Source organism: Desulfurellaceae bacterium, from assembly GCA_021296095.1.
GTDB lineage: Bacteria > Desulfobacterota > Binatia > Bin18 > Bin18 > JAAXHF01.
Window position 1 is genome coordinate 1 of sequence record JAGWBB010000069.1, and the last position, 13,676, is coordinate 13,676.

Here is a 13,676-nt window from a genome sequence, read left to right on the forward strand (position 1 = left end):
CTGCAACGCCTCGGCGTACAGACGGTCCATTTCCTGGCGTTCGAGCGGAGACAACAGCTGACGGCCACGGCGGGACAGCTCCATGCCACGGCGGGCGGCCGGAACGCCGGGTTCCTCCAGTATGGTGCGCCAGCCTGGCCTGGGGACCGGCCGCGAGTGCCAGGCAAAAATCACCGCAACGCTTGCCACAACCACAAAAGCCAGCACCAGCCAAGAGCCGCGTTTGGACGTATCCGCCATGGCTGTTCATTAAAGGACTTTGGGCGGACCGACAAGGCCGGTCGCTGGCCGTTTGGCGCCACCCGGGCTATGCTTCCACACCATGGCCGGCCAAGACCGTCACCCCGATCAGACTGCCCAGCTGCCCGCCCTGATCGGACGGGTTGGTGTGTTGGGCGGGACGGACCAGGACAAAACACAGTTGTGCCTGGCCCTGGCCTACCAGCAGGTTCAGCACCACGGCCCGGTGGTGTGTGTCGATGCCCGGCGATACCCGACCACAGAAATCCAGTTCCGCCTGCTGATGCGGGACAAAGCCCGCTATATCCCCCTGGCGTCTGCCACCCGGCTGCCTCAAGAGGTTCCACGTCGCGTCCTGGATGTGGTTGCTCAAGGCTTGCAGACCGCCTCCTCCCCTCCCCTCATCCTGGTTGATGGCCTCAACGCCGGAGACAGCTGGGAGCGGACCCTGGCCTTTGTCCTCAGGGCTGGAGCAACCGTGGTGTCGTTTCTGGGCTCGGCCGCACAGGCGACGTTTGGCCGCTATGACACGCTTCTCGTGCTACGCACCACAGCCGAGGCCGAGGCGATCAGTCGGGCCGTGGGCCGCAAGCTGAGCCCGGAGCAGATCGCCGGCCTGCCCTCAGACCAGGCTTGGCTGATCCATGTGACCCGGGTCTACCGGGTCAGGCTGCCGGTCGGGCCGACGGCTGGAGCCTGACCCGGCTTGATTGACACGACCACGCGGGACACGGAATAATCCCGGCCGACAGGGGGACAGCCTATGCGTATCGTGATTCTTGGAGCGGGCGGTGTGGGTTCGGTTATTGGCGCGTATCTGGCCCGCAACGGCGCCGATGTCATCATGCTTGCCCGGCCGGGCCATGCGGCAGCGGTGCGCCAGCACGGCTTGCAGGTCAGCGGTCTGGCCGACTTTCGGACTCCGGTCAGCAGCTTTGCCCAGGCCACACAGATTGAGGCAGCCGATATCCTGCTCATTACGGTCAAGACCAAAGACATGCAGTCGGCCCTGGCCGGGGTTGCCCATATGCGGGTCGGTGGAGCAGCCTCGCTCCAAAACGGCATGGTCAAAAACGACCAGATCGCCCAGGTGTTCGGTCGGGACACAGTCGTGGGCGCGACAACCATGATCGGAGCGGCCCTCCGCTGCGACGGCGAGGTCGAATACACCCTGGACGGCATCACCTTTTTTGGCGAACTCGACGGCCGTCCCTCAGACCGGGTGGCGGCGATTGTCCGGGCCTTTGAGGAGGCCGGACTCAAGGCCAACGGCGTCACCGACATCATTTCCGTCGAGTGGACAAAACAGGCCTTTCAGAACCCGTTTGCCACGCTTTCGGCCATGACCCGTCTGCCCATGCATCGGGTGTGGTCGAGTCCGCAGCTGGCGGCGCTGTCGGTCCACATGTTCCGTGAGGTGGCTGCGGTGGCCAAAGCCAAGGGCGTTGCCCTGTCCGAACATCCGGCCTGGAGCCTGTTCGACCTCGAGGTGATGTGTCATGCGCCGTTTGGCGATGCGGTCACACGGCTGGTCGAGGTCGGCAGCAGTGTTGAGGCCGGCGGCCGGACGCATATTATTCCGTCCATGCTCCAGGACGTGCTGGCCGGCAAAAAAACCGAGATTGATGAAACCGTCGGCTATGTGTGCCGCGAAGGCCAGCGGCTCGGCATTCCGGTGCCGTACACCGAGTTCGCCTACCGCAGCGTCAAGGCGATTGAAGAAAATTTTGACGCCCGGGTCAGCTGATTCAGACTTGGTCAGGAATCCTCAGGATTTTGCCAATCCGCAGCAGCGAGCTGCCCAGCCGGTTGACACGCATCAGCGCCCGGACCGAGGTGTCATACCGTTGGGCGAGGTGTGACAGGGTATCACCCCGGCGCACGGTATGCAGGCGTGGCCGCTGGGCCACACGCGGCCGAGCCCGGCGATCTGGAATCCAGAGTTGTTGGCCCGCCACAATCCGCGAGGTGGACAGCCGATTGGTCCGCATCAGGGTTCGGACCGAGGTGTCATAGCGGAGAGCGATATGGCTCAAAGTCTCTCCGGCCCTGACGGTGTGGGGCTGGAGGCCTGCCCCGGGGGCAGACGCGGCAAGCCGGACGGGCGACGACGGCGAATGGTCGGGTAAATGAATACTGAGCGGCTGGCCCGCGGCCAGCTGCTGCAAGTACCAGAGATTGTTGTCTTGGCGCAGCGTATCACGATCAACGCCGAAAGCACGGGCCAGATTCAGGGTCGAGTCACCGATCCGCGAGGTATAGGACAGCGTCGTGCCGTTCACCTCAAGGACGGCCGGCGCCCGCGGGTCGGGAGCAACGAGCAGCATGCCGGGGTGCAGCTGGTGGGCGGCGAGGACGGGATTGTACAGGCGCAACAGGAATTCCGAGACGCCTGTCGTACGGGCCACCGAGGCCCAGTTCTCACCCGGCTGCACACGCCGCAGCCGCAGGCTTTCAGCCTCACGCCGGATCTCGGCTTCGTGCAGGCGCAAGACCGATTTATACTGCTCGATCTGCATCACGTCGTGCAGGACGGACAGCGGCAGAGCCGGCTGCGAGGCGAGCACCTGGGGACCGCCGACATAGGCAGCCAGCGCGTAGTCGTGGCGCCCCAGACGCTCGGCCAACTCGGCGAAGCGTCGTATCCCGGCCTCAAGATTGGCCGCAGCCGTATCTGCCGGCGCCGGCTCCGAAGCGGTCGGCAAATACGCGTTGCGCCGCAGCTCGCCTGAGGCGGACACGATAGCGTCGTTGCCCCCGGACTGGTGCAGGATCAGGGCGCGAGCCAGACGGGGGTCCAGCCCATGGCGACCGGCAGCGCTGAACAGCGGCGCCTCGACCTGCATGCTTTTGCGGTACATGCCGACCAGAGACGGGGAAAACTCGGGTCCGGCCCACGCCGGTTGAGCCCACATCCAGGCGGCAATGACGAGAATGAGTCGGCTTTCCAGTCTACGCTTGCCCATTATTCACTCCTCCTCCACTCCACAGCCTACGGCCCGGCGCATGACAGTCCCGTGACAAGGCTGTAGTCGCCGAACAGGACCTTCCATTATTCCTGGCAACGGCCCGGACCTCAAGCCTGACCAAGAATTTTCTCAGTCCTGCCCCTGCTACAGCACCGCCTGGGCTCGTCCCACCATTGAGCAATCCGGCCATTTTGCCTATGGTGTAGCAAATGCGTGTCAACGCCCACATGAGGAGGGACAATGGACAAGAGTCAAGGACAGGGACCGGCCTGGATTGTGTTTTTGGTCTGGATGCTCATCCCGCTCCTCGTCTTCTTTCTGCTCATTACGTTTACCGGTTGAGCAAGACGAGGACATGGCTATGAAAACAGACCGGCTCGTTGGCGCAGGCTTGCTCGTCTGGCTGCTCAGCTTCTCACCCCCAGCGTCCGGCCAACAGGCCGAGCCGGTTCCGGAAGCGACTCCAAACGCTGTTCTGGCCACCATTGAGGGCCACCCCATCACCCAGGCCGACATTGAGGACCGCATCAAGGGCCAGATGCTGCGCCTCAACAACCAGATCTACACCCTCAAGAAACAGGCCGTCGATGGCCTGATCAATGAGCGCCTGCTGGCCATCGAGGCCGGCAAACGTGGCCTGTCCAGCCAGGAGTTGTTGCAGCGAGAGGTCACAGGCAAGACCCGAACCGTGACCGAGGAAGAAATCGAGGCGTTTTACCAGGCCAACGCGACCCGTCTGGGCGATACGCCGCTGGACGAGGTGCGCGACCGCCTGGCCCAACAGTTGCAGCGAACCGCGCGGCGCGGGCGCCAACAAGCCTTCATGCAGGAGTTACGCAAAGCGGCCGTCATTCGCCTGCACCTCAAGCCGCCGATTGTTGAGGTGGCGGTTGACGACGCGCCGAGCCGGGGTTCGGCCGAGGCGCCGGTCACCCTGGTCGAGTTTGGCGACTACGAATGTCCGTACTGCGCCCGGGCGCAAGCCACCCTCAATAAAATCCGGGAGACCTATAAAGACCAGGTCAGGCTGGTGTTCAAGGACTTTCCCCTGTCGTCCCATCCCCGAGCCCAGAAGGCGGCCGAAGCGGCCCGGTGTGCCGGCGAACAGGACAAATACTGGGACTACCACGGCATGTTGTTTCGCAACACCAAGGCCCTGGAGGTGGAGCAACTCAAGCAGTACGCGGCCGACCTGCAACTCGATGCGACACGTTTCGACACCTGTCTGGACAGCGGCCAGCAGGCGGCTGCGGTTCGCCAAGATCTGGCTCAGGGCACCCAGCTGGGGGTCAGCGGCACGCCCGCGTTTTTCATCAACGGGCGCTTTATGTCCGGGGCACGGCGGTTCTCGGCCTTTCAGGAACTGATTGAGGACGCGCTGGCCGCAGACTGAGCGTGGAACTCATAAGGCACGGACCGCCGGCATGACCTGCTCGGCAAAGCTCCGCATGCTGGCCAACACCTGCTCGTGGGGCACCAGGCCACCCGGATTAAACCAGCAGATAAGCTGATCCATGCCACACTGCCGGTGGGCGGCGCGGATCTTTTCAACGCACTGCTCGGGCGGACCGTACAGCGCCATGGTGTCGTCAATCACGTCCCAGGTCACGGACTGTTGTCGCTGTCGGACCTCCCGCAGATAGGCGTAGGACGCAGCTTGGCTCTGTCCCCGCTCGCCAAGCTCGGCCTGGGCCGTGACCGTCCGAAAATAGTGCATGACGCTGGGCTCGACCTGTTGGCGGACCTGAGCCCGGCTGTCGGCCACATAGACCGGAAAGAGCACCGCGCTGTCGGGCCGTTTGCCTTGGTGACCGGCGGCCCGAAACGCCCGGGAGTAGCCGTCGAGGTGTTCGACCAGTTTGGGCATTGGGTTGATCGGAGAGGCGACAAAGACCGGATAACCGCGCTGGCCGGCAAAGCTGGCCGTCTCCGGGCTATTGGCCGCAATCCGTAGCGGCGGGTGCGGTTTTTGGAACGGCTTGGGCACGACCGAGGTGGGCGGAATCTGGAAATAGCGGCCCTCAAAAGCAAAGGTGTCCTGGCTCCAGGCCTGCTCGATAATGCTCAGGGCTTCTTCAAAACGCTCCCGGCTCTCGTCCCGGGCCACGCCCAGCCCCTGAAAATGAATGGCGATCGTACCGCGACCGACCCCCAGTTCGAGCCGCCCGTGGCTGAGAAGATCGACGGTTGCGGCGTCTTCGGCGGTTCGCAGCGGGTGCTGCAAGGACAGCAGCGCCACGGCCAGCCCCAGGCGAATACGCTGCGTCCGCTGGGCCAGGGCCGTAGCAACGATCAGCGGCGAGGGCATGATCGAAAACGGCCGGTTAAAGTGCAGCTCGGCCAGCCAGGCCGTATCAAAGCCCAGTGCATCGGCATATTCGATCTGTTCCAGGGTCCGCTGGTAGCGGTCGAATTCGCTCTGGTCTGGGGCGCACGGCAGTTGGTAAAAAAGACCGAATTTCATGCTGAATCCTCATGGCTGGGCGCTGCCGTCCGGGCGCGTCTGGACGCCCCCCTCTTGGCCAGCCCGAAACGACTGTGGTAGGTGTCTCATACTATGTCAGAAAAGAAAAACAAGGCGGGACGCCGCAGGAGCAGCCAGGTGGCACCTCGACCGACAGCCCGGTCCCTGCCGAGCGGCCCGCTGCTGCTGACCCGTCTCCTGGCACTGCTCGGCCTGGGCATCGGCGCCTATCTGTCGGTTCTGCACTATCAGGCCGATGGTCTGGTCACGTCCCATTTTTGTCAGCCCGGCTCGATCATCGACTGCACCTCGGTGCTCAACAGCACGTATGCCAGCCTGTTTGACCTGCCGGTGGCCATGTGGGCGACCGCCGCCTACGCCGTGACCCTCGTCCTGGCCGTCATTCCCCAGGCCCTTGGCCTGCTGTTTGTGTGTTCCTGGCTGGTAGTGTTTGGCCTGTACATGGCTGCGGTGTCGTTTTTCCAGCTCCAGTCGGTGTGCCTGTTTTGCTCCGCGCTATATCTGGTCAATATCGGACTGTTTGTCGGCGCGCTGATGCTGGCCCGTTCCTCGGCCGACTTCGAGCCGGGTCAGTTTGCCTTTGGCCTGCTCGGCTGCGTGGTCTTGGTCGGCGGGATCGGCTGGTGGCAGGCCCGGCAGGCTCGGACCGAGCTGGTCCCGCTCGATTTTATCGCCCCGAGCGCCGAGCGCATGGATAGAAGTTTCGTCCGCTATTACAACCAACAGCGTGAGGTGGCGGTCCGGAGCCAGGAACGCCATGTCAAGGGCGAGCCGGACGCACCGCTGCGGATCACCGAGTTCGTCGATTTCCGGTGTCCGAGCTGCGCCGTGGCCCGCGACTATCTGTCCTCCCTGCACGACGCCAACAAGGGCGCGGTGCGGATTGTCTTTCACCACTACCCGCTCGACCAAGCTTGTAATCCGATCAACCAACAGGTCCACCCCTCGTCCTGCGCCGCGTCCATTGCCTCGGAATGCGCGAGCGAGCAGGACGCCTTTTGGGACTACGCCGACCGCCTGTTTGCCAACCAGAAGCGCTTCAGCCGCGCCGACCTCGTCGGTCACGCCGAGGCGCTTGACCTCGACCTTGAGCAGTTCGATACCTGTCTCGACGATCCGCGCATGGAAGAGCGGGTGCGCCGGGATGTCGAAGAAGGGCGACGGCTCGAAATCAGCGCCACGCCGACCCTGATCGTCAACGGACGGGTGATTGAGGGACTGCCGCCGCCCAAAAAGCTGGCAACCCTGGTGACGATGCACCAGCAGCAATGAAGCTGGGGCTGAGAGCCCTGGCTATGCATTCCCTCCGGCTTTCAAGGGAAACCGGTCGGGGTGCTCGATCATCCGTAGGCTGATATCCACGTCCAAATCAGGCCAGTGGAAGTGTCCCGGCGTTGGCTCTTCGACATTGACGATCTTGCTCACAGGGGCATCCCGGAACCAGGGGAAGTCCTCGTACGCCAGAAACAGTTCTCTGTCACCCGCCAGGAGCCATATTCCGTGCCTGGAGATGTTGGTGACCTCAACCGTCGAAGTGCCGATGCCAAGCGGTTCTGAATTCATCCCGTCGCCTCCGTATGACCTCTTCGACTTCGCGAAGCTGTGACTCGGACAGCCGATAATTCCGGGCAAGCGCTACGTCGGGTTCAAGCCAGAATTTGGCCTCTCCGTCAGCGCAGGAAACATGCACGTGCATACGTGACTCTTCTCGCGAAAAAAAGAAATACCGGTAGCCGTGCTCTCGGTGGATTGTCGGCGCCATCCACTAGCTCATCCGTGCTTCAGTTTCCAGGAGCCTCAAGCACATCCCACGTATTTTCTCAAGCTCACAGAGAAACTCGCGTTGCGCTTCTTCCGCTTCGAGACTCTCAAAAAGATCGGGGAGTTGCACCCCGTGACTCATGATCGCGTTGGCGTCTTTGTTCCGCAGATGTTTCTGAACGTACAGGCAATTTTCGGCGTGATAGAAGCATTGCAGGGCGTCGCTCGGGCTCAAGACTCCGCTCGCTAAGGATTGCGTCAGGCCCAGATTCAACAGGGAAAAGAGTTCGAGTTGATCCGCCGGGTCGCTGCCCGCCTCTGACAGAACGATGCGGAAGGAATGCTGCTGTCCCACGCTTGCTCTCGTCACCCGACGATGACGTGCTCCTTGGTGATGATCAGCGGCAGCGTACCGGGCGCGATGAAGTTTGGCTCGTCGGCCCGGGTCCGCTCGTACTCAGGCGTGGTGGCCGACACACGCATGGCTTGGGTGCTGTCAAACCAGGTCAGAGCCACGCCGTCATACAGCGGCGTTTTGCCGCTCTTGTAGATCGACAGTCGGGTATGGCTCTGGACGTAGCGCCGGACAACCGGGATGGCGGCGCCGAGCGGACCATGAATCTCGCGCCAATGAGTCTGGAAGTCCCCAATCGGCATGCCCGGTTTGTGGCTCACAAACTCGACGTTTTTGACCCCGTCGTCTGGAATCGGGCCGTCTTTGATGACGTGCTCCTCGGTGATGATCGTACCCTGGCTGGCCACCTCCATGAAGTTCGGCTCGTCAGCCCGCACGGCGGCAAACTCCGGCGTGCCGGCCTGGCGACGCATGACATCCGTGCTATCGAACCACAGCTCGGCCATGCCGTCGTAGACGGGCTCGCCCTTACGGTAGCCGGACAGGATGGTGTGGGACTGAACGTAGCGCCGGATACCGGGCAGTTTGACCACGATATCGGCGTGGCTGGTACGCCAGTAGGCCTGGAAATCCTCGACCGACATGCCGGCCTGGCGCTTGAAAAAGGCGATCAGTTTGACCATACGTCTTTTCCTCCTGCGTCTACCTATGGCATGCTGTTGGCCTGGGTCAAGGCAAGCGGCACTCTCGAACGGCAAGAACAGAAGGACACGGCATGGATTTTCAATACTCGCCCGAACAGGAAGCGTTTCGCAGCCAACTGCGCGGCTGGCTGGAGGCACATCTGCCCCCGGAGCTGTGCGTCGAGGACGCCATGGATGAGCGAGTCGCTCCCGACCGCCCGACCTTTGAGAAACGCCGCGCCTGGCAGCGCAGCATGTATGAGGCCGGCTGGGTCGGCATTCCGTGGCCCACACAGTACGGCGGCCGGGGCGCCGGGCTGATGGAACAGATTGTGTTCGACGAGGAATACACAAGGGCGCGAGCACCGATCCTGCCCGGCTTCTCGGGGATTGCGCTGTGCGGTCCGACCCTCATGCAGTGGGGCACCGACGCCCAGAAGCAGAAATTCCTGGCCCGCATCCTGCGCGGCGACGATGTCTGGTGTCAGGGCTATTCCGAGCCCGGGGCCGGGTCCGACCTGGCCAGCCTCCAGACCCGGGCGGTCGAGGACGGCGACGAGTTTGTGGTCAACGGCCAGAAAGTCTGGACCTCGGGCGCCCAGTACGCGGACTGGATCTTCATGCTGGTCCGCACCGACCCGGACGCGCCCAAGCATCGTGGCATCAGCTATCTGCTGGTGGATATGAAAACCCCCGGGGTGACGGTCCGGCCCCTGGTGCTGGTCAACGGCCACGCCCATTTCAACGAAGTCTTTTTTGAGGACGTGCGGGTGCCCAAGGCAAACCTGGTCGGTCCGCTGAACGAGGGCTGGAAGGTGACCATCACCACGCTCATGTTTGAGCGTGGGATTGCCGGCGGCGGGAGCCAGGGCGATCAGATCAAACGCCTGGCCCAGCTGGCGCGCAACGTCGAGTTCAACGGCCGACCGGCCTGGCAGCAGTCCTGGGTGCGCGACAGGCTGGCCCAACTCCACATTGAGCACGAGAGCCTCAAATACACCCGTTTGCGCAGCCTGACCAAACAACTCAAAGGGCTGCCACCCGGCCCCGAAGGTTCCATGCTCAAGCTGTGCAGCTCTGAGCTGGGCGTCAGAATTGCCGAGTTTGCCAGTGAACTCCTGGGCCACAACGCGGTCGTCGATGGGCCGTCCGAGGCCGTGCCCGACGCGACGCGCTGGGTGAACCGGGTGCTGAGTGCTCGCCAGTATACGATTTCGGGCGGCACGAGCGAAATTCAGCGCAATATCATGGGCGAGCGCGTGCTGGGCTTGCCCAAGGGCTGAGACCGGCTCATTTTCTGCGTGCCTGCCACTCGCCGCGCAGGACGGCCATCAGCAGCGTGTCGTGGTAACGGCCGTCGGCGTAGCGGCTTTCGCGCAACAGCCCCTCGCGCCGGAAGCCGACCTTCTGATAGGCGCGGATACCACGCGTGTTGCGCTCGTCCACCTGTACCCAGACCCGGTTCAGGGCCAGCGGACCAAAGGCGTAGTCAAGCACCAGCCCGGCCACCTCCGGGCCGTAGCCCTCGCCCGTCTGACCAATGAGCAGGCCAAAGCTGGCCTGGCGGTTGTCCAGATCGAGATGGTGCAGCTCGGTAACGCCAATCAGCCTATCGGTGTCGCGGCGTACGACGCCGAGCAGCAGGTCGTGCCCGCTGCGGTACAGACGCTCGATACCATCGGCCACGGCGTGGATATCGGCCGCCGGGAAAAAGTCGCCCAGGCTCCAGGTCAGCTCCCTGTCCCGCAGCCAGACGACGATCAGTTCGGCGTCATTACGCTCCAAAGGGCGCAGATACACCCGCCCGCCCGTCAGCACCGTTTCCTGCATCCCTCCCCTATTGCCTCCGTGTCCGCATCCTAGCACCGCCCCAGTCTTGACGCGAAGCCTGAGACCTGCCAGGATCCCGACCGTGCATAAGCATTCTCCCAAACAGAACTGGTGGTGGCTGCCTTAGCAGGTGGCCCGCCCGTATTGCAGACACACACGGAGCCGCCTTGACCAAAGAGGCGGCTCTTCTTTTTGCAAAGACCGTCGCCTCAGGGTTGGGTGACGGTCTTTTTTTGGCCCACGACCCGGCGGTGTGGAACGAAGGAGGAAGGATTCATGGCCGACGCAGCAACCCGCATCCCCAGCCTGCATACGTATCGCACCCGGGGTGGGATTGAGATTCGTCGCAGCATCGAAAGCATCCCGCTTCAGGACGCCATCGAGCCGATCATTGACGGCCTCGACAGTCAGCCCGGCGTCCTCCTGGCCTCAAGCTATGAGTATCCGGGTCGCTATACGCGCTGGGACATCGGATTTGTGAATCCGCCTCTGGCCCTGAGCTGTCGGCAACGGGAATTTCGGCTGTCGGCCCTGAACGAACGCGGCCAGGTTTTGCTGCCGGCCATTTCCCGGGTGGTTGAGGCCCTGCCTGCGGTTGCCGCAGCCGAGCGCAACGAGCGCCACGTCTCGGGCACCATACAAGCCGTAGCGGGCCGCTTTGCCGAGGAGCAGCGCAGCAAACAACCCTCGATGTTTTCGTTGCTACGGGCGCTGATCGAGCTGTTCGCCTCCCCAGAGGACACCAACCTGGGGCTGTACGGCGCCTTTGGCTATGATCTGGCCTTCCAGTTCGAGCCCCTGCGTCTGCGCCTCGCCCGTCCAGACGATCAGCGCGATCTGGTCTTATACCTGCCCGACGAACTCATCGTGATCGACCACCGCCGGGACCAGGCCCTGCGCTATGGCTACGACTTCGAGACCGACGGTCGCTCCACCTATAATCTGCCCCGGGTCGGCACCGGCCAGCCCTACCGGGGCAGCGAGACTGTCGCCCAGGCCTGCGACCATCAACCGGGCGAGTACGCCGAGGGCGTTCGGGTCGCCCGCCAGGCGTTTCAGCGCGGCGACCTGTTTGAGGTCGTACCCGGCCAGACCTTTTTTGAGGCCTGCCCCTCGCCTCCCTCAGAGCTGTTTCGGCGCCTGCGGGAGCGCAACCCTTCTCCCTACGGTTTTCTGATCAACCTCGGCCAGTCCGAATACCTGGTCGGCGCGTCGCCCGAAATGTACGTCCGGGTCGAGGGCGACCGGGTCGAGACCTGCCCGATTTCCGGCACAATCGCCCGAGGCCGGGACCCGATCAGCGATGCCGAGCAGATCCTGCGCCTGCTCAACTCGCGCAAGGACGAGTCCGAGCTGACCATGTGTACGGATGTTGACCGCAACGACAAATCCCGGATCTGTGAGCCGGGCAGCGTGCGGGTAATCGGCCGGCGGCAGATCGAGATGTACTCGCGGCTGATTCACACCGTCGATCATGTCGAGGGTCGGCTACGGCCCGAGTTCGACGCCCTGGACGCGTTTTTGGCCCACACCTGGGCGGTGACGGTCACCGGTGCGCCAAAAGCCTGGGCCATGCAGTTTATTGAGGACCACGAAAAATCATCCCGGGCCTGGTACGGCGGGGCCATCGGACTGCTCGGCTTTAACGGCACCATGAATACCGGCCTGACCCTGCGCACAATCCGGCTCAAAGACGGTGTGGCCCAGGTCCGGGCCGGGGCCACCCTGTTATACGACTCCGACCCGGACGAGGAGGAGCGCGAAACCCACATCAAAGCCTCGGCTTTTCTGGATGCTATTCGGCGGCCGCGCGACAGCCGGGGCGAACGGCCGCTGGAGATCGCCAGCCCGGGCCGGGGCAAGCGGATTCTGCTGGTCGACCACCAGGACTCCTTTGTCCATACCCTGGCCAATTATCTGCGTCAGACCGGGGCCGAGGTGCTGACCCTGCGGGCCGGTTTTCCGCACCACGAGTTCGAGGCTCAGCGGCCCGACCTGGTCGTCCTGTCACCCGGACCGGGCCAACCCTCGGACTTTGACGTGTCCGGCACCCTGGCGGCCGTGCTCGAACGCCGGCTGCCGGTCTTTGGCGTGTGTCTGGGTCTTCAGGGTATTGTCGAACACTTCGGCGGCGAACTGTCAGTGCTGCCTTACCCTATGCACGGCAAAGCCTCAGCCATCCGCGTATTGGGCGGTCGGATTTTTGAGGGGCTGCCGCGCGAGCTGACGGCCGGCCGCTACCACTCGCTGTTTGCCCGCAAGGACCGCCTGCCTGCCCAACTGCATACCACCGCCGAGAGCGACGACGGGGTAGTCATGGCGGTCGAACATCACGAGCTGCCGATTGCCGCCGTCCAGTTTCATCCCGAGTCGATTCTGACCCTGGATGAGGATTACGGCCTGCGCCTGATGTACAACGTGGTGGCCCGCTTGTGCGGCGCTGCAGCTTAGACGATCTATAAAGCGATATTCACACGAGCCGACAGACACTATTCCTCGGCTCTGATGATCCCACTGAGGGCGGCGATCAAGAGGGACGCTAGGACGTAGCCGATAATCTGGTGGATATAAAAGTATAGGCGCACGACAGAACTTAGATTCACCGTCTCATAATGGGTATCGCGCAACCGTATAATTGGGAGAAGGTAATCAAGGCTAAACCAAAATCCAATAGGTTCCCAGTGGTTCTGGGGCTCTTCCCAAATGCAGAGAACGCCCCAACCAAATAAAACTACAGAGATTGCCCACCAAAGCACCCGGAAGGTGTAGACGCCGATACCGTAGCCGATACCGTACTGAAGAATGCTCAATCCGACGCGCCTCCAGCCCGTAGCGCTCCGGCGCTCGCGCTCCTTGACGGCGAACAGCACCGCATTTGCGGTGTTGGATTTGCCGGCATCGCTGAGAACGGTAGCAAGCTGCTGGTAGGGCTGAAACGAGAATATCTCATTTCGGCTAAGCCACTCGAGGAAGTCGTCCACTGGTCGTTCGGACGGATCGTCCTCCTGCATCGGTCCACCAAGTTGGCGATAGGTGAAACCTCTGAGTTCGATCTTATCTGGCCAGGATTTGGGACTGTCAACCAAGGCACCAGCCTGAGCATTGTGTAGATTGAGCTGAATCTGATCGGGTCGGGTCTCGCTATCAGGCAGCCATTCGACTGACTTTTTGCCTGTGATCAACCGCAGCTCCCCTTCTACAGTTACTCCTTTCAGATCAAGTGTCTTGAAAGTTCCGTCTGTGAGGTTGAGTATCGATTCAATCGTTGCGAAACCTAGGGCCTGTCATCAGTTAAGGAGGATCACCGAGGCAGCGAGATAGATAGCTCCCCGAAAGCTGACGGCGCGTTTGTC

Annotated in this window: 15 protein-coding genes; 6 read left to right on the forward strand and 9 right to left on the reverse strand. The window is 62.7% G+C overall.

All coding sequences use genetic code 11. The features are described from left to right. Positions 1–240, reverse strand: a 240-nt coding sequence (locus J4F42_15805) for a hypothetical protein (protein MCE2486979.1), incomplete at its 3' end; no start/stop codon positions are given. A gap of 82 nt (positions 241–322) precedes the next feature. On the opposite strand from J4F42_15805, the gene J4F42_15810 reads away from it, so the two are divergent. Together J4F42_15810 and J4F42_15815 are read left to right on the forward strand one after the other, a co-directional pair. Beyond that, positions 323–940 carry a hypothetical protein gene (locus J4F42_15810; GenBank protein ID MCE2486980.1) on the forward strand — a complete coding sequence of 206 codons (618 nt, stop codon included), beginning with the start codon at positions 323–325 and terminating at the stop codon, positions 938–940. A 63-nt stretch (positions 941–1,003) separates the two neighbouring features. Beyond that, positions 1,004–1,987, forward strand: coding sequence for a 2-dehydropantoate 2-reductase (locus J4F42_15815; GenBank protein ID MCE2486981.1), 984 nt, complete (start codon positions 1,004–1,006; stop codon positions 1,985–1,987). Position 1,988: 1 nt separating this feature from the next. Here J4F42_15815 and J4F42_15820 read toward each other — a convergent pair whose 3' ends face one another. Beyond that, positions 1,989–3,206 (reverse strand): LysM peptidoglycan-binding domain-containing protein, encoded by a 1,218-nt coding sequence (locus J4F42_15820; protein MCE2486982.1) that lies wholly within the window; start codon positions 3,204–3,206, stop codon positions 1,989–1,991. 364 nt (positions 3,207–3,570) lie between these two features. On the opposite strand from J4F42_15820, the gene J4F42_15825 reads away from it, so the two are divergent. Next, positions 3,571–4,602, forward strand: coding sequence for a thioredoxin domain-containing protein (locus tag J4F42_15825; GenBank protein ID MCE2486983.1), 1,032 nt, complete (start codon positions 3,571–3,573; stop codon positions 4,600–4,602). A gap of 9 nt (positions 4,603–4,611) precedes the next feature. Here the strand turns inward: J4F42_15825 and J4F42_15830 are convergent, their stop codons facing one another. After that, entirely contained in the window at positions 4,612–5,673 is a 1,062-nt protein-coding gene (locus J4F42_15830; protein MCE2486984.1) for an LLM class flavin-dependent oxidoreductase, read from the reverse strand. Between the two features lie 138 nt (positions 5,674–5,811). Between J4F42_15830 and J4F42_15835 the strand changes: the two genes are divergently transcribed. After that, entirely contained in the window at positions 5,812–6,966 is a 1,155-nt protein-coding gene (locus J4F42_15835) for a thioredoxin domain-containing protein (protein ID MCE2486985.1), read from the forward strand. Between the two features lie 21 nt (positions 6,967–6,987). Here J4F42_15835 and J4F42_15840 read toward each other — a convergent pair whose 3' ends face one another. The 4 genes from J4F42_15840 to J4F42_15855 are packed head-to-tail and all read right to left on the reverse strand — an operon-like array spanning position 6,988 to position 8,493. Beyond that, positions 6,988–7,257, reverse strand: coding sequence for a DUF2442 domain-containing protein (locus J4F42_15840; GenBank protein MCE2486986.1), 270 nt, complete (start codon positions 7,255–7,257; stop codon positions 6,988–6,990). Next, positions 7,217–7,456 carry a DUF4160 domain-containing protein gene (locus J4F42_15845; protein MCE2486987.1) on the reverse strand — a complete coding sequence of 80 codons (240 nt, stop codon included), beginning with the start codon at positions 7,454–7,456 and terminating at the stop codon, positions 7,217–7,219. The genes J4F42_15840 and J4F42_15845 overlap by 41 nt, the downstream gene beginning before the upstream one ends. Positions 7,457–7,459: 3 nt before the next feature. After that, positions 7,460–7,810, reverse strand: coding sequence for a hypothetical protein (locus J4F42_15850; GenBank protein MCE2486988.1), 351 nt, complete (start codon positions 7,808–7,810; stop codon positions 7,460–7,462). An 11-nt stretch (positions 7,811–7,821) separates the two neighbouring features. Further along, the gene (locus J4F42_15855) at positions 7,822–8,493 is read right to left on the reverse strand and encodes an EthD family reductase (protein MCE2486989.1); all 672 of its coding nucleotides are present in this window, start codon (positions 8,491–8,493) and stop codon (positions 7,822–7,824) included. A 92-nt stretch (positions 8,494–8,585) separates the two neighbouring features. Between J4F42_15855 and J4F42_15860 the strand changes: the two genes are divergently transcribed. Continuing rightward, on the forward strand, positions 8,586–9,776 hold the full coding sequence (locus J4F42_15860) for an acyl-CoA dehydrogenase (protein ID MCE2486990.1): 1,191 nt from the start codon (positions 8,586–8,588) through the stop codon (positions 9,774–9,776). A gap of 7 nt (positions 9,777–9,783) precedes the next feature. On the opposite strand, the gene J4F42_15865 is transcribed toward J4F42_15860, so the two are convergent. Then, positions 9,784–10,323: a GNAT family N-acetyltransferase gene (locus tag J4F42_15865; protein MCE2486991.1), complete on the reverse strand. Its 540-nt coding sequence runs from the start codon at positions 10,321–10,323 to the stop codon at positions 9,784–9,786. A 276-nt stretch (positions 10,324–10,599) separates the two neighbouring features. Here J4F42_15865 and J4F42_15870 point away from each other — a divergent pair, with 276 nt between their 5' ends. Further along, on the forward strand, positions 10,600–12,774 hold the full coding sequence (locus J4F42_15870; protein ID MCE2486992.1) for an anthranilate synthase: 2,175 nt from the start codon (positions 10,600–10,602) through the stop codon (positions 12,772–12,774). Positions 12,775–12,812: 38 nt separating this feature from the next. On the opposite strand, the gene J4F42_15875 is transcribed toward J4F42_15870, so the two are convergent. Further along, complete coding sequence (locus J4F42_15875) at positions 12,813–13,505, reverse strand: hypothetical protein (protein MCE2486993.1); 693 nt, start codon at positions 13,503–13,505, stop codon at positions 12,813–12,815. Positions 13,506–13,676: the final 171 nt, after the last annotated feature.